Source organism: Alishewanella sp. HL-SH05, from assembly GCF_052655985.1.
The window spans coordinates 2,859,734-2,877,858 of the sequence record NZ_CP199753.1 but is presented as its reverse complement, the minus strand read 5'-3'; the positions used below and the strand labels follow the sequence as shown (position 1 = coordinate 2,877,858).

Sequence of the window (18,125 nt, the reverse complement as noted above, 5' to 3'; positions counted from 1 at the left end):
AGTATTGCATGACTATTAGGGTATTAATCGTTGATGACTCAAGTTTTTTCCGCCGCCGCTTAACCGAAATGTTATCGGCTGATGCCGAGTTAGAGGTGATTGATACTGCCAATAATGGGCAGGAAGCCATAGCGAAAGCATTAGCGTTAAAACCGGATGTGATCACCATGGATATCGAGATGCCAGTATTAGACGGTATCTCTGCGGTTCGCGAAATACTGAAAACTCAGCGTATCCCTATTTTAATGTTTTCTTCGCTAACACATGAAGGCGCGAAAGCGACCTTAGACGCGCTAGAAGCAGGGGCTGTCGATTTCTTACCGAAAAAATTTGAAGATATTGCCCGCGATAAGCAAGAAGCTATCGATGTGTTACGCGATCGCGTTAAAGCGGTTGCAAGACGTCGCCCCCTAGGTCGCAGTACATTCGCACACTCTCCGTTAGCAAAAACTGCTATGCCAACGACGCGCACCGCCGATGTAACAACGCGGCCATTAGCTGATGCCAGTCGCAGCCTCGGGGCTCGCAGTGCCATGCCACGGCCTACGTTAACCCCACGCAGCTCTGCCGTGACCCAAAGCAGTGGTAAAGAATATAAACTGGTTGCCATTGGTACCTCTACCGGTGGTCCCGTTGCTTTACAACGTATTTTAACGGCGTTACCCGCTAACTTCCCGTTACCGATTATCCTAATTCAGCATATGCCTGCGGCTTTTACCGGCGCTTTTGCGCAGCGATTAAACTCGTTGGCCAAAATTGAAATTAAAGAAGCCGAAGACAATGAACTGTTGCGCCCAGGTGTGGCTTATTTAGCGCCCGGCGGCAAACAAATGTTGGTGGATGGCAATGAAAGCCAAGCGCGTTTAAAAATCAAAGATGATGATTCCCCGCGAATTAATTTTAAACCCAGTGTGGATGTCACCTTTGCTACTGCCGCAAGGGTGTTTCAGCAAAAAGTGCTGGCGATTGTATTAACCGGTATGGGGTCTGATGGTCGCGAAGGTGCACGTATGCTGAAACAGCAGGGCGCAACCATTTGGGCGCAAGATGAAGCCAGTTGTGTTGTCTATGGGATGCCGCAAGCGATTGCAGCAGCAGGATTAATGGATGCGGAAGTGCCTTTAGCTGATGTGGCTGCAAGAATATTGACGGAACTAAAGCATGGATAAGTTGGCGTTTATTGGCTTTATACTGGCGGTAGTAGCGGTTGCTGGCGGCTTTGTTTTAGAAGGCGGTACACTCAGTACCTTAATGCATTTACCGGCGTTTATTATTGTATTTGGTGGCACGCTGGGTGCAGTAATGTTGCAAACCCCATTTCAACAATTTCGCTTGGGCTTATCTATGCTGCCATGGGCTTTTTTACCCCGGGCGCTACCTGTACAACAAACCATGAACCGGATTGTTGAGTGGGGAAATTCAGCGCGCGCTAATGGCTTTTTGTCATTGGAATCGGCAGCACTAGAAGAATCCGATCCGTTTTTACATCGTGGTTTAAACTTATTAGTTGATGGTGCAGAAGCCGACACCTTACAAATCACCTTAGATGCTGAATTAAGTTTGACTCGCGAACGTTTACTGCGTGGCGCGCGTATTTTTGAAGCGTTGGGTGGTTACAGCCCGACTATCGGTATTATTGGCGCGGTATTGGGGCTTATTCAAGCAATGAGTCATATCAGTGATCCTGATAGGCTCGGTTTGGGCATCGCCACTGCTTTTGTAGCCACCATTTATGGCGTTGGTTTCGCGAACCTTGTATTTATTCCTTTAGGGAACAAATTAAAAAACTTAGTTCAGCAACAAAGTCTTTATCACGAGTTGATTATTGAAGGCTTAGTGTCTATTGCCCAAGGGCAAAATCCGCGGACTATTGAGCGGAAACTTGCCGCCTATCGACCAGGTTAATGTATGTATCGACATCGAGGTTCTCAGCAACAAACTGAACGCGAAGATCTTGATCGTTGGCTGGTGTCCTATGCTGACTACATGACTTTAATGTTTGCCTTATTTGTTGTGCTTTATGCGTTATCTTTAGTCAAAAATGAAGAGTTTAGTGTACTCACCGATTCTATTACCAAAGTGTTTGACAAAACGGTCAAAGACCAAACCGCCGCCACCGGTGAAACCTTATTACCGTTAAGCAATAAACAAAGTGATTTTCCATTGTACGGCACTTCCCTTGAACCGGCGCAAGGGCCGGAACTGGTTGCCGACTCAGCGACCTTATCTGATGTCAGACAACGCTTTTTAGGCAGCGCCTTACAATCCATAGAGCAAGAGTTGACACAGGCGCTAAGTAATTTAATTGAACAAGGAGTCGCTAAACTTAGGCAAGATGAAGATTGGTTGGTGATCGAGCTAAACAGCGGGTTATTATTTGCGTCAGGCAGCGCCACTGCAACAGAGTCAGCCCGTACTTTGTTAAAAGAAATTGGCAAAATCATTAATCCAATCAATAACTTTTTAAGAGTCAGAGGCTATACTGATAATATTCCTATCCGTAATGAAGTGTTTTCATCTAATTGGGAATTATCCGTTGCACGTGCCACTTCAGTGCTACGCTTATTAGAAGAGTCTGGTACGCCATCGCATCGTATGGCAATTGAAGGCTTCGGTCAGTATTATCCCAGTGCCGATAACAGTACCGCCAGCGGTCGGGCTGAAAATCGTAAAGTGGTGATTGCCATTTCTCGTTATGGTTATCGGCCCGAGCAGCTAAACCCAGAAGCAAATGCCGCCTTAGAGCAGCAACTGCGTCAAGTCACTCAAGAAGATGGTTCTATTCAAGTTATTGCTTTACCTGGGGGCGGGATACGTATTACAACGCGTCAGGAAAACCCTGACGCCGTGCCGCAAGGACAGGATCCTAAATAGTGGTTATTTGGACAGTCGCAAATCAAAAAGGTGGAGTAGGTAAAACCACCACCACAGTGACGCTTGGTGGCTTATTGGCCGAGCGCGGTCATCGTGTGCTGTTAGTCGATACCGATCCCCATGCTTCTTTAACCTACTATTTTGGTATTGATGCCGAAGAGCTAGAAGTGAGTGTGTTTGATATTTTTATGCGCGGTAAACAGATTACCCGTGAAGAAATATTACAATCGCTGTGCCCGACTCAGGCTGAAGGTTTAGATATTCTGCCCGCATCCATGTCGTTAGCGACTCTCGATCGTGCCATGGGCAATAAAGGGGGTATGGGCTTATTACTGAAAAAAGCCTTACAGTTAATTGCCGCCGATTACGACTATGTATTGATTGATTGCCCCCCGGTGATGGGGGTTTTAATGGTCAATGCGCTGGCGGCATGTCAGCGCGTGTTAATACCGGTGCAAACCGAGTTTTTGGCACTAAAAGGTTTAGAGCGTATGATTGCGACCATGGCGTTAATGCGTGGCTCTAAACAAGCTTTATCTTATACTATAATTGCTACTATGTACGACAAACGTACCCGAGCCTCGCTAGAAGCTTATAAAGCGTTAAAAGAGACGTATCAGGATCAGGTGTGGTCTTCTGTGGTTCCTATTGATACGAAGTTTCGCGATGCGTCGTTAGCACAAACGCCCCCGCATATGTTTGCCAGCAATGCTCGTGGTGTATTTGCTTACAATACGTTGCTGACTTATTTGCTGCAATTAACGCCGGAGGCTTAATATGAGCCAGTTAATTGCCAGTCAAAAAGTGATTCAAGGCTATTTAGATTCGTTATTAACCGAAGACGATGATCGCGCTGAGGTCGCCGTTAGTGCTGTTGCGGAAAAACAACGTGCTGAATTAAACACATTATTAGCGCAAGCTGTTACTGCGAAGCCCGTGGCTGCGACAGCCGCCGCGGTTAATGTAAAAACGCCGGTTGAACCCGTTTTAGCACCGGCCAAACTGGCCGTGCAGCACACTGAGGTTGCCAGTAACAGAGCGATCCCCATAGCACAGCGTTTAGCGGCTAATACCGTCGCTGCTGCCTCCGATACAACGGCGAAAGCGTATCGAAAAGAACGGTTTCAAGTATTATTTTTTAATGTGGCCGGTTTAAAAATTGCAGTGCCATTGACTGAACTTGGTGGTATTCATGAGCTTAGAACCATTACCAGTTTATTTGGCAAGCCGAATTGGTTTCGCGGCGTGATGTTGTATCGTGAACAAAAAATCAATGTGGTCGACACCGCGCGCTGGGTCATGCCAGAAAAATATAACGAAACTCTGGAACAAGAGTTAAACTATAATTATCTCATTATGTTAGGGTCAAGTAATTGGGGGCTGTGTTGCGAAAGCCTAATTGATACCATGACCTTAGAACCTGAAGAAGTGAAGTGGCGTGAACACCAAGGCAAGCGCCCGTGGATCGCCGGATTGATCAAAGAACATATGTGTGTCTTACTTGAAGTTGACGAGCTAATCGCCTTGTTAAACCAAGGCCTCGATATCAACGCCCGCAGAAATAGAGCACGAGGAGCTGTAGATGAGTAATAAAGTTTCCCAATCGGCAGATAAAAAACAGGTTGTCGACGAAGTGTTGCAATGGGTAACCTTCCGTTTGCAGGAAGAAACTTACGGCATCAATGTGATGCAGGTACAAGAGGTGCTGCGTTACAGTGAGATCGCACCTGTACCTGGCTCACCAGAGTATGTACTGGGCATCATTAATTTACGCGGAAACGTTGTTACCGTTATTGATACGCGGGCTCGATTTGGTTTACCTCCAGCCGAAGTCACCGATAATACTCGTGTGGTGATTATCGAAGCAGAAAAGCAAGTAATTGGTATTTTGGTCGACAGTGTCGCCGAAGTGGTTTACTTAAAACAGTCTGAGGTGGATAGTGCACCAAATGTCGGTACCGATGAAAGTGCGCGTTTTATTCAAGGTGTGTCTAACCGCGATGGTGAGTTACTCATTTTGGTTGACTTGAATAAAATGCTAAATGATGAAGAATGGGACGAGATTAACAGCCTTTGATGAACATACCTGTTTGGTTAGTCTGGCCGTTGTTAGGCCTAGGCATAATCAGTGTGCTGCTTCTGGCCTTATGGCTGCGTAAGCGTTTGGCACAAGTTGAGCGTAAAGTCAGTTTACTGAGTGCTCAGCTTGAGAGCAGCCAGCAACACGCGGCCACAGCGCAGGCTGAGCTAGAAGAGCTGCGCTCAGGCGTGATTGGTGTTGGCCAGCGCGTACTCAATTTACAAGAGTCGCAACAGCGCTTAAAAAACCAATTAGCTGAGTTACACGAACAGCATCAAGTGATTGCACTAAGCGATCCAGAGAGTAAAATTTATAGCCGAGCCATGAAGATGGTGGAGCTGGGCGCTGATCTCGAAGAAATTATCCGTGAATGTGAATTACCACGCGCTGAAGCCGAATTGTTGGTCAATTTGCATCAACAAAAACAAGGTTAAGCAAAGCAGAGGTCGCTATGAGTGATCAGCCAGAGCAAAGCGCTACCGCGCTAAAATATGACGGCGCCGGCGCGCCCATTATTATTGCAAAAGGGCATGGCCAGTTAGCAGCTGATATTATTGCCCTAGCGCGTGAGCACGGTGTATTGATACATGAAGATGCCGAGTTATCTCGGCTGTTAAGCCAATTACAATTAGGCGATCAGATCCCTAAGGCCTTGTATCTGATTATCGCCGAGTTAATTGCTTTCTCCTATGTACTGCAAGGCAAGTTTCCTGAAAACTGGCATAACATTCATCAGCGTATTGACCTAAAAGCCTAACCCGCATGTTCTTGTTGTAGCCAAAGGGCTATTCAGCCGTTTCTGGCTTTTGCCATACTAGCGCTTTAAAGTGCTGACGACACATCGAAACATAACTTTCATTACCGCCAATTTGTACTTGCGAGCCCGCTGTCGCTGCCTGGCCATGTTCATCTAACCGCACCACAAAATTCGCTTTACGACCACAATGACAAATAGTTTTTAATTCAATCAATTTGTCCGCCCAAGCTAAAAGTGCCTGGCTTCCAGCAAAGGTTTCACCCAAAAAATCTGTACGTAAGCCAAAGGCCAACACCGGCACATTTAGCTCATCTACTACGTCTGTCAGCTGCCGCACCTGTGTTTTTGATAAAAACTGTGCTTCATCAATCAATACACAATCTAAACGACCTGCGGCTTTTTGTTGTTGCAGTGTAGTGAAAAAGTCGAATTGGTGATCAAAAATGTGCGCATCCATGGCCAAACCAATGCGCGAACTGACTTTACCTAAACCAAAGCGATTATCTAAAGCAGCGGTGAAAATGGCCACCGTCATGCCGCGTTCTTGATAGTTATAGGCACTTTGCAGTAAAGAAGTGGATTTGCCGGCATTCATTGCCGAATAATAAAAATACAATTGAGCCATTACGGTACCCTAAAAATGCTGACGGCGCAGTATAGCAACTTACTATAGAAAATCAGCTAGCTGCGCTTCAAGCCTAGCAGGATTTAACTGCCTGCTGCGGCTTAAATTAACCGGCAGCAGGGCGTTGGTATGGTGTTAATGATCTGCAGTTTTCACCCTTTCTTGCGGTTTTTCAGCGCGCTTAACAGCGCTGTCATCTGCTTTTTTATTGTTTTGTGTTGGTTTAGCGGGTTGCACTATTGGAAAGAATAAATTTAACGGATTTTGTTTTATTTGTTCGAACACACTTTTCAGTAACAACGAAAACTTACCAATTTGCGTGCCGCGTGCGCGCAATGCCACGGTTAGGGCGAGAGTAAAGCTCACCCACAAATTAACAAAACCAATTAATAACACCATCACTAAATAAAACAAAAAGCCGAAGAGGCCCAAATCGCCATCGACTGTGCTGTAGCCTAAATTGGCTGAAGCAAAAGCGACATGCCGAATATCCAACGGTAAATCAAGCAAGTAGCCTAAGTAGCTGGTCATGCCTAATAACACACCAAAAAAGAAATTACCGGCCAAGGCACCATAGTTTTCATGCCAATATTCGGCAAAAGCTTTACGTGCACGTTGCGGTAAGAGCCTTTTCAGTAAGGGGTGTTGGTATAGCCGTAAATTTAATTCAAGGTAATTGGCGCGGTTTTCAAAAAAACCGGCAATAATGCCCGAGCAGAATAACCAAACCCCCGCAATAGCCGCAAAAAACAGTGAGCCATGCCAAGGTGAGATGGCATCTAACTGATAAGACACCGCAGCGGCATCTAAAATGGAGCGATCTTGCCAATACCAAAAGCTCAAGGCAATAATTGAAGCGGTTATCACGGCAATACTGACGTTACCCCATACTGCAGCCCACTGCGACCGATTTACGTCAATCAGTAAGGTGGCCAGTTTTTTATGGGCTGCCCGCCCGTTTTCACCTTTTTCAACTTCAGCGGCAAAACTGGCCGCAGTCATGGCTGGCTGCTTGGTGGCGACAGTCAGGCCTAACATATGAATGAGCACAAAACCTAGGCCATAATTTAAACTGGCCAGCGCAGCGTTAGAGAAGGGGGATAACCCCAGCGCTTGGATATGAATTTTAATCAGTGCCATCACGGCAATAATCACGCCTGCACCTGCGGCTGAGGCCACTAAACCAAAAAATTGGCTTTTATCGCGGGTGATGTAATGTTCACCATGACTGCTTTTGTTCACGCTGATACTTTTCGATAACAGCTGAGTACTGCTGCGCCATAGCGCACGCACGCTTTTTTTCTCGCGGCTGGTATACAGTAACTGCTCGGTTAACTCTAAAGTATGCCGGTGCAGCTCGGCGCGATCCTGACCGGTGATCAATATCACTAATTGTTCTATCCGGCTTAGCGTTTGCTCTAAGCGTTCTAACAGATGAGACACGGCCACCGTGCTGCCTGCTGCTGCCGCACGGCGTCTTAAGCGGTCTATTTGCTCATAGCATTGCTCAACCATCACGATGTAATGTGCACAGTCGTAGAGCGGTAATTCGACATCCGGTTGTTTTTGCCGATAATGGCCCACTAACATATTCAGTTCACGATGCAGCGCAATAAATGCAGAATCAATGTTGTTGAGCCGCTTATCTAATCGCATCAGATCCGGCTCCATCTCTTCTGCAGCGATCCAGACACTGAGCATTTCCAGTGCGCACAAGGCATCTTCATGCATGTGTTCTTCAAATGCCGTTAGCTTTTCTTTGCTGACTACGCTTAGAAAAAAGCTGCTGAACTCGGTAAACAAGCCTGGGCCATCAACATGCTCTTCATCATCAATAACAATTTTTTTAAAAACCTCGGCCAGCACGTCTTTTAATTCGTTCAGATCACGCGGTGCTGGGTTCACTTTTTCATAGAGGCGGCTAGATAGTTCACGAAAAAAACCGCGACGTGAAAATACGCCAAGGCTGACTAATGCCGGGTAGATATGCACACTGCACAGCCAACTGAACAAGTTGTTGGCAATCATTTCACTTTCAGCGAGATTTTGTTGCAGTGTTTCTAATAATTTTTTAGCGCGCTTTTTACGCTCAAAGCTAAAGCGTGACTCGTTTACCCAGCCCACTAAGTGTTTTAGCAGGGGTAATCCTTCTTTTTCAGCGGCTAAAGCGCGAACGAGCATCAGCGCATTTAATTTATCCATTAACACCTCATACCCTATACAAGCCTTTACTGCGTCGTTTTCATCAGCTGTTTGCTCTGCATAGCCACAGCATTTGCCAGTGCGCCCTTATGATACCGCAGTGTCTACTAGCTTGCGTAGTTTAAATTTACATTAGCTTTTAGACCTTTAATGGTTGTTTTACCTTAAAACAGGCATACTACCCAACAACAATATCGTTGATTTAAGGAAATAAAAGATGGAAAAGTGGTTATTATTGACCGTTTTTGCGCAAGTCGTGCTAACCAGCGTGGTCATGGTGCTGATGGGGCGGCGACGTTTCAAAGCTGCTCGTAACAAACAAATTAACATGGCCGCTTTTCAAACCATGGATTTACGTGGCGCGGATCAACAAGTCATAGCGACCGGCCGTAATTTCGATAATCAATTTCAGATGCCCATGCTGTATCTATTTAGTGTGTTATTTATATTGCAGTTTGGTTTGGCCGATTTGACCTTTTTGTTGCTCGGTACGGCCTTTGTGCTGCTACGTATCGCACATACCGTGGTGCATATTGGTAGCAATACCTTGCGTCCACGTTTTCGGTTATTTGTCTTAGGTTGTGTGGTGCTGTGGATGATTTGGGGCCGTTTGCTGCTATTGGCATTATAGTTTGTGCATTTGTTAATAAAATACACCGGCTTGTACTTAGGCCTGAAAATAAAGGGTTAGTGCCTTAACCAACCAAAACAAAAATAGCAGGTAACGCAGAACTAACCCTAGAGTACACTGGGGTTTAGCTGCTATGATTAACCAAGACTAACCCTTGATTTGCCCTGAAGCGGTAGATCAGTAGTAGATGAGGTTATTTTGCTAAAAGCGTTATGCGGTTTGTTATGTTTAGGTGCTAGCTTTACAGTTTTTGCCGAGCCTTCGCCAGAACTATTAAAAGAGTTTGACCAGTTCTTTCAAGAACAAGTGCAGCAACAGCAAGTGCCTGGTGCCGCCTATGCTATTGTTTATAAAAACAAGATTATCCGCGCTAAGGGTTTTGGTGTACGTGAAGTGGGTAGCAAGCTACCCGTTGATGCTTTTACCGTATTTCGAATTGCTTCTGTTTCTAAAACCTTCGCCGGCGGGTTAGCCAGTATTCTTGCATCGCAAGGTCATTTTAAATGGGATGATCCGGTTAATCGCTATTTGCCTGATTTTTCGTTTAAAACGCGTTCGTTCAATAATAAATTAAAGGTAGAACATTTACTGTCGCAAAGCACTGGGGTAATTGCCAATGCTTATGACAACCTGATTGAGGCTAATTTTCAGCCTGAACGTATTTTACCGCAATTTCAAAAGTTAGATCCGCTGTGTACACCCGGCCAGTGTTATGGCTATCAAAATGTCTTGTTCAGTTTAATTGAACCCATTATGCAGCAATCGACCTCGCAAGATTATGCCAGTTTGCTACGGCAGAATATTTTTGAACCACTGCACATGCCAACGGCATCGGTGGGCTATCAGGGGTTTTTAGATACTGAAAATCGCGCTATTCCCCATGTGAAAGCTAAAGGTAAATGGTATCCACGTACCGTTAGCGAAAGTTACTATCGTTTTGCACCTGCTGCAGGGGTCAATGCCAGTGCTATCGATTTAGGCTATTGGTTAATTGCGCAATTAGGTTATAACCCAGAGGTGCTAAATAGCGAACAACTGCAATATATGACGAACAAGCGTGTTCGCACGGTTCGCGATCTGCGCCGTCGTCAGTGGCGTGAGCATATTACCGATGCCCATTATGCCCTGGGCTGGCGCGTTTATCAGTTTGGTCAAGAGCAACTGGTGTATCACGGTGGTTGGGTTCAAGGCTTTCGTGCCGAATTAGCGTATTCTAAAGATCGTGAGTTGGGCTTAGTGATTTTATTAAATGCGGAATCGAATGTGGTTGCAGAATTAAGCACGCATTTTTGGTCAACCATGTTTACGGCAATGCAAAAAGAAGACAAAGCCAGTTTACTGGCAGGTTGCAAACTTTCCGAGAAAAACAGCACAAAAAAAGCGTCTAGCTGTTAAGCCTTGGCAACTTTCTGATATAAATCTAAATAGAAATCACATTGAATTGCTGGCGCTTGCGCCAGTAATTCTGCTTTGACTGCAGCACTGAACTTCCAACCTAATGGCACCATTGTGATTAACTGCATTAAATCGGTTGCCGTTAACTGCGTTAGCTGAAAACTCAACCGTTCTCTTGCAACATGCTGAAAATCTGTTATGTCAGTAACGGCATCACTGTGCAAACGTACTTCGCTATAAATCGCTTGTTTAAGTTGCAGCAAATGCTCAGGGGCGGGGGTAACGGTAAGTAAGTGACCACCCACTTTGAGCACACGGCTTAGCTCACTGGCTAAAGAGGGCGCATAAATACGCACTATGGCATCAAAATAGCCTGCGGCAAAAGGCAAGCTATAGGCACTAGCGACCGCAAAGTGAACCTGTGGATACTGTTTTGCTGCCGAGCGAATGGCACTTTTTGAAATATCGATACCATGCTGTTCTTCAAGAGTTAATTGTTGCTGTAATAGGTTACTGTAATAGCCTTCGCCGCACCCCAGATCCAACAGAGTAGTGACTTGCAGCGGTTGTAACGTGGCGCCAACTTGCTCGGCCATGGGCCGATACCAATCGGCTTGCAAGAATGCGCGGCGGGCTTGCATCATCTCTTTATTATCACCTGGATCTTGCGAGTTTTTTTGCTGTACTGGCAACAGGTTAACGTAGCCTTCTTTGGCCTGATCAAAACTATGTCGATTGACACACTGATACTGTTTATTATTCAGAACTAAAGCTTGTTGACACAGTGGGCACAGGTACATAGTTAAACCAAGATAGCAAAAACGCTATTGTAGCAGCAGGCAAGCTTTCGCCGCAAAGCCTTGGTATACTGCGACAAATTATGTGGGGGATTTATGCAAGAATTGGAAATGTGGTCTTTAGATGAATTATGTGACCATGCCTTTGATATATTTGAAGAATTAGCAGCCGATAACCTATCTGCTGAAGACTATCAGTTTTATCAACAGCATTATGAAGCACGGGGCTATGTCGATTTGGTGGTGCCAGGTGCGGATTGGCTAGATACGGTCAACCAAGAGCTTGAACCGGAGCTGCACTTCGAGGCGCAAATTGGTGTGACGGGCGAGAACGGCAGTGCCGACTTGGTATTAGCCCGTATTTTGTTAAGTCGCGAAAAGCATGAAACCCTGTGCCATGCGTTGTGGCGTGGGCAATAAAACGAATGATTCGGTAAGGGTGTTTTAGCTAAAAGGTTTAGTATTGGAGTCTCTATGTTATTGCAGGTACAACAGAGTCAGGTTTTGCTGATTGATATCCAAAGCAAATTGGCTCCAGCTATTGCTGATCACGCGCAGCTGAGTCAGGCTGCCGCTTGGGTGTTACAAATTGCCAGCTTATGTGACGTGCCGGTAATAGCGACAGAACAGTATCCTGCTGGCTTAGGTCATACTATCCCCTCATTGCTCGAGTTACTTCCTAGTGGCGCGGTGCATGAAAAAATTCATTTTAGTGCTATGCGTGAACCTGAGATTGTTGCGGCTGTTGCCGCACAGCAACGGCCACAAGTCGTGGTGCTTGGCACAGAAGCGCATGTTTGTGTGTTGCAAACGGTGCTAGACTTACTTGCTGCCGGCTATCAAGTGTATTTGGTTAGCGAAGCAGTCGGCTCGCGTACGCCTGAAAACAAACAGTTGGCGCTTAGTCGCATGCAACAAGCCGGTGCAGTAGTGATCAGCAAGGAAATGTTAGCCTTTGAATGGCTAGAGCGCGCCGGAACAGAGTTGTTCCGGCAAATTAGCAAAGGGTGGATTAAATAACCGCGTGTTGGCTGCGAGACTAAAGACGTTATTGACCGAGCAGCTGTTCTAGCAAAAGCGCCAATCGCACCGCAGCTTGTTGTAAACGTTGCTCTAAATTAGCTTGATACTGTGCTAAATAGCTGTCGTCAATTAACATGCCTGGCCGATAATGCTGATAAATATCAAAGGTTAACCGTGCAGATTCATTTGCCCAATCTAACACGCTGCCTTGTTGCCACAGCGCGGTGTTTTCTGGGTTAATTTGCAAAAATAACCATTCTTGTCTCTGGTAATCTTCGTCATAACCGAGTTTGTGCAGCATGCTGCTATCCCAAATGCCGTGTAAATTAGCCGGCGTTTCTGGGTTATAAAAATACACAGCAGTGCGATTGCCGCCAAGATCATCGGCGTAACTGACATGCAGTGGCTGATGTAAGTCGCCAATATAATGCGCTAAAAATAACAAGGCTTGCCAGTCAGTCGCATCTGCGGTTAAACGCTGCTGCATATCGGCGATAGCCGATAAAATACAGCCTTGTTCAGGGCAGTGGTCATGCTTAATTTCTTGTTCTGGGCGCGGCATATTCACATAGTGATGGGGCGCACTCCAACGATATTCCTCTTCACTGCGCACTTCATCTGGCCAAGCACAAGCATTGGCGAATTCGGTATGGGGTGAGGCAGCAACTAAGCTAGCCACTTGCTGTTGGGTTTGTATCGACAGTAACTGTAAGCTCATATTACAGATCAGCGCATGCCCCGTGCGCCCAAAACCAAAGCTATTGAAGCTTATTAACAGTGCACATAACACTAAAAAACTGCGCATATTTATTCTCCAACCAGTTGAATAATACTAAAGCGGCTGGCCGCTTCACCGATCTTTTGTTGCACTTCGTTTAACGCCCCTTGCATGTCCTCGGCTAAGGTGTAAGGTGGGTTAATCACCAACATACCACTGCCCGTCATGCCATGCCCATGGCTATCGGCATGTAAATTAAACTCAATACGTAACTGATTTTTAATGCCAGTAGCAACAAGGCTATTTATAAAGGCTTCAACCGCGCTGCGTTCAATCACCGGATACCAAATGGCATAGGTCGCTTGCGGAAAGCGTTTATAGGCCTCTTGTAAGCCTGTAACCAAGTCTTGATACTCGGTTTTTAACTCATAAGGCGGGTCTATTAACACTAAACCGCGCTTGACCAAGGGCGGCAGCATCGCTTTAAAGCCGGCATAAGCATCGGTATTTTCAATACGCGTATAACGGCGGCGCACAAATTGGCTTTTTAGCACCGGAAAGTCGGTAGGATGCAGTTCAGTGGCTTGAATATGGTCGTCATTACGCAGCATTAACGCGGCAATTTTCGGCGAGCCCGGATAAAAAGCCAGTTCGCCATCGGGGTTAAGTTGGTTAATTAGCGCGATATAGCGTTTTAATAAGGAGCTTTGCGCTTCGTATTGCCAAAGTTTAGCAATACCGCCTTGGTATTCAGCGGTTTTTAGCGCGTGTTCGCTTTGCAAACTATACAGGCCCGCGCCGGCATGCGTATCGTGATAACACAGCGGTTTATCTTTTTTTAGCAGGTAGTCTAAGATGGCTACCTCGGTAAGATGTTTTACCACATCGGCGTGATTACCCGCATGGTAGCTGTGACGATAACTGAGCATAAAAAAGAGCCTTGCTTTGCCATTTAAGGCGCCAAGGATACTGCGTTAACTTAAAAAAACAAGTGTTAAAACCATGGCACTAATAGCAATCGCTTTGCAGCAGACCCACGCGGACTCGGTGCAAGAAAAAACCAAGTATTGTCGGCGCCTAACTGCTAAAATCTGCGGCATACAGCAAGCGATAGCAAAATGCTAAAGAAACGGGAATGGGTATGTCACAACAACGGCCAAAAGGCGGCAAAGCAGCGGATCCGTTGCAAAAGCCTTGGATGAAAAACGCGAAATCAGCAGCAAATAAAGCAAAACGTCCGGTAGCCGCATTAAAACCGCAAACCGCTAAGCCGTTGAAAACCGTGTTGGATAACGAAGGTAAAATTTACGGTGAGAATGCCTGTCGGGTCATGTTTCAACAACGGCCAGAGTCAGTAATCCGTTTGTATTTATCGGCGCAGCTGGCACCAAAGTTTGCCGATATGATGAAGTATTTAGCCGCAGCGAAAAAAGCCTACCATATCGTTGATGATGCCGATCTTGAAAAAGTAGCCGGCAGTGGCCATCACGGTGGCATAGTGCTGCTGGTAAAACGTAAAGCGCAGCAAAAACTTGCTGACTATTTACAACAGAAAGGCCGCAAACAAGATTGTTTGCTGGCGTTAGATGGTGTAGGTAATCCGCATAATTTAGGCGCTATTACCCGCAGCTGTGCCCATTTTGGCGTGGGCGGCATTATTATGAAGCAGCCTGAGTTATTACAATCGGGCGCGGCGCTGCGCACCGCTGAAGGCGGCGGGGAATTTGTCGATGGTTTAAGTTGCGACAATCTGCCACTGGCGCTGAAGCTTTGTAAAGAGGCAGGTTATACGCTTATTACAACCTCTAGCCATGGCGGCAGCTCGTTATATAACACGCCATTACCGGCCAAAGTGGTGATTGTGTTTGGTGAAGAAATGTTTGGTGTATCGCAACATGTCGCAAAAAACGCGGACATCGCGCTGCAAATACCCGGCACCGGTAAAGTGGAATCGCTTAATGTGAGCGTGGCCGCGAGCTTAATTCTGGGTGAGTGGTATCGGCAACGAAGTTAGAGCGCGTTGTAGTATGGGTAACAGCGAGATTATTAGCGTCACTGTTACCCATCATTAAGGCGTATTCGCCAGTGAGCTTAGTGCTTTGGGTAAGGTTGAGCCAACATAACTAAAGCGCGGGATCAGTTCGCCAGCAATATCAACGTTTTCACTAAACATGGTGGCGGGGCGAGCCCACAGGCCAAAATCGCCGTACAGCGCACGATAGATCACTAGCCATTCGGCGGTTTCGCTATGCATAGCCAAGTCAACAACTTGGTAATAACGCCCTTTGTAGTGTTGATAATAGCCTTGTGGCAAGTCAGGCTTAGTGTTGTTGTTCATGCCAGCCCTCAAAAATGATTTGTGCCGACAGGCTGTCTACTTTGTCTTTACTCAGATTACGGTAACCGCCTTCTGCAAATAGTCTACTGCGCGCATCTGCGGTGGATAAACGCTCATCATGTAGCGCGACGGCTAAACCAAAGCGGCCATGGAGGCGGTTGGCGAATTTACGTGTTCGCACAGTAAAGTCTTGCTCAGTACCGTCCATATTAAGCGGTAAACCGACTAACAATAACTGCGGCTGCCAGTCTTTTATTAAGCGCTCAATCTGCTCCCATTCCGGAATGCCATCACGCGCTTTTAAAGCAGGAAGTAAGGTAGCACTGCCGGTTAATTCTGAACCGACAGCGACCCCGATACTTTTGGTGCCATAATCAAAACATAAAATGGTGCGATGTTGCATTAAGCGTGGCCAGCCTCGTTGGTTAATTGCCAAGGTTTAATGCCAATGGCCGCGGTTGCGGATTGCCATTTTTCAGCATGGATCAAATCAAAAATGATATGATTATCGGCAGGCACTACTAGCCAGCTATTATCTGCAATTTCTTGCTCTAACTGGCCGGCGGTCCAACCGGCATAGCCCAGCGCCAAAATAAACTTCTCTGGCGCAGCGGCGGTGGTTAAATCCATCAAAATATCTTTTGAGGTCGTGACCATTAAGCCGTTTTCCAATGGCATACTGCTATGATAGCCCGGTTTAGCGGTATGCAATACAAAGCCACGATCACTCTGTACTGGGCCTCCAGCACAAACTTGGCTACTAGCCACCGGGCTGTCGGCATCAAAGGTTATTTCGAGTTGTTTTAATAAATCCGCCACGCTGACCGGGAGAGGGTGATTGATAACAATACCCATAGCGCCTTCATCATTGTGCTCACAAACATAGGTTACACTGCGTTTGAACATCGGATCGTCCAAAGCAGGCATTGCAATGAGAAAATGGTTCTGAAATCCTTGCATACAACCTCCGCGATATCATTACGGCGTTAAGCGTGCTGCCAGGCGCTGTTCAATGGCGTCAAACAACATGCCGGTAATACTGATCGGAAAAGCGGCTTCGATTTCCCGAATACAGGTTGGACTGGTAACATTGATTTCAGTTAATTTATCGCCGATAACATCTAGACCGACGAAGATTAACCCTTTGGCTTTTAGTGTTGGACCGATGGCTTTAGCGATTTGCCAATCGGTTTCAGACAAGGCTCGAGCTTCACCTCGACCACCAGCGGCCAGATTGCCGCGTGTTTCCCCTGAAGCAGGGATCCTTGCTAAGCAGTATGGCACAGGTTCACCATCGATCACCAATATTCGTTTATCACCTTGGGTAATTTCTGGAATAAAACGTTGTGCCATAGCGTAACGACTGCCATGTTCAGTCAGCGTTTCAATGATGACACTGATATTCGGATCGCCCGGTTGTAAGCGGAAGATCGATGCGCCGCCCATACCATCTAACGGCTTCAAAATAATATCCTGCTCAGTTTTATAGAAGGCTTTTAAACGCGAAGGATCACGACTGACTAAGGTTTTAGGCGTAAACTGACTAAACCAGCTGGTGTAGAGTTTTTCATTGGCATCACGCAGGCTTTGCGGCTTGTTAACGATCAAAGTCCCCAAGTCTTCTGCTCGCTCTAGCATGTAAGTGGCATAAATATATTCGGTATCAAACGGTGGATCTTTACGCATCAGGATCACATCAAGTTCGCTTAGGGCGATATCCTGTTCTGTACCAAATTGATACCAGCTATGTTGATCTTGTTGTACCCGCAGCGTAACCGTACGGGCACGCGCTTGGCCTTGTAATAAATACAAGTCGGCCATTTCCATATAATGAATTTCATAACCACGATTTTGCGCCTGCAGCAGCATGGCAAAGCTGGAATCTTTATTGATGTTGATTTGGCTGATGGGGTCCATCACGATACCCAGTTTTATCGTCATAACATTTAACCTTAGGCAAGATCGCCAAATTGCAATTGCAAGGCACTAATGGCGGTTAGTGCAGCCGTTTCTGTTCGTAAAATGCGCGGTCCAAGCTGAATACCCGTAAACTGGGCTTGGGCCGTAGCGATGACTTCGGCATCCGTAAAGCCGCCTTCCGGGCCAATAACCAGCCGAATTGTTTGCGCTGGACTTAATGTTTTAATGGTGGCGCTGGCGCGCGGATCCAAGGTGAGTTTTAATTCTTTTGTTTGTTGGGCCAGCCATTGCGCTAAAGAAATGGCCGGATGCACCCTTGGCACAACACTGCGACCACTTTGCTCACAGGCACTTATGGCAATTTTTTGCCATTGCTCGTTACGTTTAGCCAATCGTTCGCCATCTAGTTTTACGCCACAACGTTCGGTAAACAGGGGGGTAATTTCAGTCACACCTAACTCTACGGCTTTTTGAATAGCGAAGTCCATGCGATCGCCGCGGGAAATACCCTGACCTAAGTGAATAGATAGCGGTGACTCAACCGGGTTAGCCTGTTGTGCCACAACCTTTACCTGCACTTGCTTTTTGCTAACATCAACAATGTGGCTATTGTAATTAAAACCATCGCCATTAAAGAGTTGTATGGCTTGGTCCGTTTGCATGCGTAACACGCGAGACACGTGATTTGCTGCGTCATCATCAAGCAGCAGTGTTTGATGAACACTCAACGTTTGAGGAGTATAAATACGAGGTATACGCATGCCG

Annotated in this window: 23 protein-coding genes; 13 read left to right on the top strand and 10 right to left on the bottom strand. The window is 46.3% G+C overall.

Going from position 1 to position 18,125, the window contains the following annotated elements; genetic code table 11:
- Positions 1-8 precede the first annotated feature (8 nt).
- From ACUJFL_RS13185 to ACUJFL_RS13150, 8 genes are read left to right on the top strand one after another with little or no spacing between them, the layout of a single operon-like run.
- Positions 9-1,169: a protein-glutamate methylesterase/protein-glutamine glutaminase gene (locus tag ACUJFL_RS13185; protein WP_306178090.1), complete on the top strand. Its 1,161-nt coding sequence runs from the start codon at positions 9-11 to the stop codon at positions 1,167-1,169.
- The gene (locus ACUJFL_RS13180) at positions 1,162-1,905 is read left to right on the top strand and encodes a flagellar motor protein (RefSeq protein WP_445427740.1); all 744 of its coding nucleotides are present in this window, start codon (positions 1,162-1,164) and stop codon (positions 1,903-1,905) included. Before ACUJFL_RS13185 ends, ACUJFL_RS13180 begins: the two co-directional genes overlap by 8 nt.
- 3 nt (positions 1,906-1,908) lie before the next feature.
- Positions 1,909-2,874 carry an OmpA family protein gene (locus ACUJFL_RS13175; RefSeq protein ID WP_445427739.1) on the top strand — a complete coding sequence of 322 codons (966 nt, stop codon included), beginning with the start codon at positions 1,909-1,911 and terminating at the stop codon, positions 2,872-2,874.
- Positions 2,874-3,650, top strand: a complete 777-nt coding sequence (locus tag ACUJFL_RS13170) for a ParA family protein (protein ID WP_445425122.1) — start codon at positions 2,874-2,876, stop codon at positions 3,648-3,650. Before ACUJFL_RS13175 ends, ACUJFL_RS13170 begins: the two co-directional genes overlap by 1 nt.
- Position 3,651: 1 nt before the next feature.
- Positions 3,652-4,464: a chemotaxis protein CheW gene (locus ACUJFL_RS13165; RefSeq protein ID WP_445427738.1), complete on the top strand. Its 813-nt coding sequence runs from the start codon at positions 3,652-3,654 to the stop codon at positions 4,462-4,464.
- Positions 4,457-4,951 (top strand): chemotaxis protein CheW, encoded by a 495-nt coding sequence (locus tag ACUJFL_RS13160; RefSeq protein WP_306178095.1) that lies wholly within the window; start codon positions 4,457-4,459, stop codon positions 4,949-4,951. Before ACUJFL_RS13165 ends, ACUJFL_RS13160 begins: the two co-directional genes overlap by 8 nt.
- On the top strand, positions 4,951-5,388 hold the full coding sequence (locus ACUJFL_RS13155; protein ID WP_445427737.1) for a DUF2802 domain-containing protein: 438 nt from the start codon (positions 4,951-4,953) through the stop codon (positions 5,386-5,388). The genes ACUJFL_RS13160 and ACUJFL_RS13155 overlap by 1 nt, the downstream gene beginning before the upstream one ends.
- Entirely contained in the window at positions 5,352-5,711 is a 360-nt protein-coding gene (locus ACUJFL_RS13150) for an EscU/YscU/HrcU family type III secretion system export apparatus switch protein (RefSeq protein ID WP_306178374.1), read from the top strand. Before ACUJFL_RS13155 ends, ACUJFL_RS13150 begins: the two co-directional genes overlap by 37 nt.
- 28 nt (positions 5,712-5,739) lie before the next feature.
- Here ACUJFL_RS13150 and ACUJFL_RS13145 read toward each other — a convergent pair whose 3' ends face one another.
- Both ACUJFL_RS13145 and ACUJFL_RS13140 read right to left on the bottom strand, forming a co-directional pair.
- Positions 5,740-6,336: a thymidine kinase gene (locus tag ACUJFL_RS13145; protein WP_226751852.1), complete on the bottom strand. Its 597-nt coding sequence runs from the start codon at positions 6,334-6,336 to the stop codon at positions 5,740-5,742.
- Between the two features lie 135 nt (positions 6,337-6,471).
- The gene (locus ACUJFL_RS13140) at positions 6,472-8,538 is read right to left on the bottom strand and encodes a site-specific recombinase (RefSeq protein ID WP_306178097.1); all 2,067 of its coding nucleotides are present in this window, start codon (positions 8,536-8,538) and stop codon (positions 6,472-6,474) included.
- 217 nt (positions 8,539-8,755) lie between these two features.
- On the opposite strand from ACUJFL_RS13140, the gene ACUJFL_RS13135 reads away from it, so the two are divergent.
- Together ACUJFL_RS13135 and ACUJFL_RS13130 are read left to right on the top strand one after the other, a co-directional pair.
- Entirely contained in the window at positions 8,756-9,169 is a 414-nt protein-coding gene (locus ACUJFL_RS13135) for an MAPEG family protein (protein WP_445427736.1), read from the top strand.
- 198 nt (positions 9,170-9,367) lie between these two features.
- A complete protein-coding gene (locus ACUJFL_RS13130; RefSeq protein WP_226751855.1) occupies positions 9,368-10,564 on the top strand; it encodes a serine hydrolase domain-containing protein in 1,197 nt (398 codons plus the stop codon).
- Here ACUJFL_RS13130 and rlmA read toward each other — a convergent pair.
- Complete coding sequence (gene rlmA, locus ACUJFL_RS13125; protein ID WP_445427735.1) at positions 10,561-11,364, bottom strand: 23S rRNA (guanine(745)-N(1))-methyltransferase; 804 nt, start codon at positions 11,362-11,364, stop codon at positions 10,561-10,563. The two genes, ACUJFL_RS13130 and rlmA, sit on opposite strands and share 4 nt — an antisense overlap.
- Before the next feature lie 93 nt (positions 11,365-11,457).
- Here rlmA and ACUJFL_RS13120 point away from each other — a divergent pair, with 93 nt between their 5' ends.
- On the top strand, positions 11,458-11,781 hold the full coding sequence (locus ACUJFL_RS13120; protein ID WP_226751857.1) for a DUF440 family protein: 324 nt from the start codon (positions 11,458-11,460) through the stop codon (positions 11,779-11,781).
- 54 nt (positions 11,782-11,835) lie between these two features.
- Complete coding sequence (locus tag ACUJFL_RS13115; RefSeq protein WP_445427734.1) at positions 11,836-12,381, top strand: hydrolase; 546 nt, start codon at positions 11,836-11,838, stop codon at positions 12,379-12,381.
- A 28-nt stretch (positions 12,382-12,409) separates the two neighbouring features.
- Here ACUJFL_RS13115 and ACUJFL_RS13110 read toward each other — a convergent pair whose 3' ends face one another.
- Positions 12,410-13,189, bottom strand: coding sequence for a S1/P1 nuclease (locus ACUJFL_RS13110; protein WP_445427733.1), 780 nt, complete (start codon positions 13,187-13,189; stop codon positions 12,410-12,412).
- 2 nt (positions 13,190-13,191) lie between these two features.
- Complete coding sequence (locus ACUJFL_RS13105) at positions 13,192-14,031, bottom strand: 23S rRNA (adenine(2030)-N(6))-methyltransferase RlmJ (protein ID WP_445427732.1); 840 nt, start codon at positions 14,029-14,031, stop codon at positions 13,192-13,194.
- 206 nt (positions 14,032-14,237) lie between these two features.
- Here ACUJFL_RS13105 and ACUJFL_RS13100 point away from each other — a divergent pair, with 206 nt between their 5' ends.
- Positions 14,238-15,116 carry a tRNA/rRNA methyltransferase gene (locus tag ACUJFL_RS13100; protein ID WP_445427731.1) on the top strand — a complete coding sequence of 293 codons (879 nt, stop codon included), beginning with the start codon at positions 14,238-14,240 and terminating at the stop codon, positions 15,114-15,116.
- Between the two features lie 54 nt (positions 15,117-15,170).
- Here ACUJFL_RS13100 and ACUJFL_RS13095 read toward each other — a convergent pair whose 3' ends face one another.
- Genes ACUJFL_RS13095 through rsmE form a run of 5 tightly spaced genes read right to left on the bottom strand, consistent with a single transcriptional unit; the run spans position 15,171 to position 18,121 of the window.
- On the bottom strand, positions 15,171-15,440 hold the full coding sequence (locus tag ACUJFL_RS13095) for a DUF1653 domain-containing protein (protein WP_226751862.1): 270 nt from the start codon (positions 15,438-15,440) through the stop codon (positions 15,171-15,173).
- Positions 15,424-15,843 carry a Holliday junction resolvase RuvX gene (ruvX, locus tag ACUJFL_RS13090; RefSeq protein ID WP_226751863.1) on the bottom strand — a complete coding sequence of 140 codons (420 nt, stop codon included), beginning with the start codon at positions 15,841-15,843 and terminating at the stop codon, positions 15,424-15,426. Before ruvX ends, ACUJFL_RS13095 begins: the two co-directional genes overlap by 17 nt.
- Positions 15,843-16,400 (bottom strand): YqgE/AlgH family protein, encoded by a 558-nt coding sequence (locus ACUJFL_RS13085; protein WP_226751864.1) that lies wholly within the window; start codon positions 16,398-16,400, stop codon positions 15,843-15,845. The genes ruvX and ACUJFL_RS13085 overlap by 1 nt, the downstream gene beginning before the upstream one ends.
- Before the next feature lie 18 nt (positions 16,401-16,418).
- A complete protein-coding gene (gshB, locus tag ACUJFL_RS13080) occupies positions 16,419-17,381 on the bottom strand; it encodes a glutathione synthase (protein WP_226751865.1) in 963 nt (320 codons plus the stop codon).
- An 11-nt stretch (positions 17,382-17,392) separates the two neighbouring features.
- Complete coding sequence (rsmE, locus tag ACUJFL_RS13075) at positions 17,393-18,121, bottom strand: 16S rRNA (uracil(1498)-N(3))-methyltransferase (protein WP_226751866.1); 729 nt, start codon at positions 18,119-18,121, stop codon at positions 17,393-17,395.
- Between the last annotated feature and the right edge of the window lie 4 nt (positions 18,122-18,125).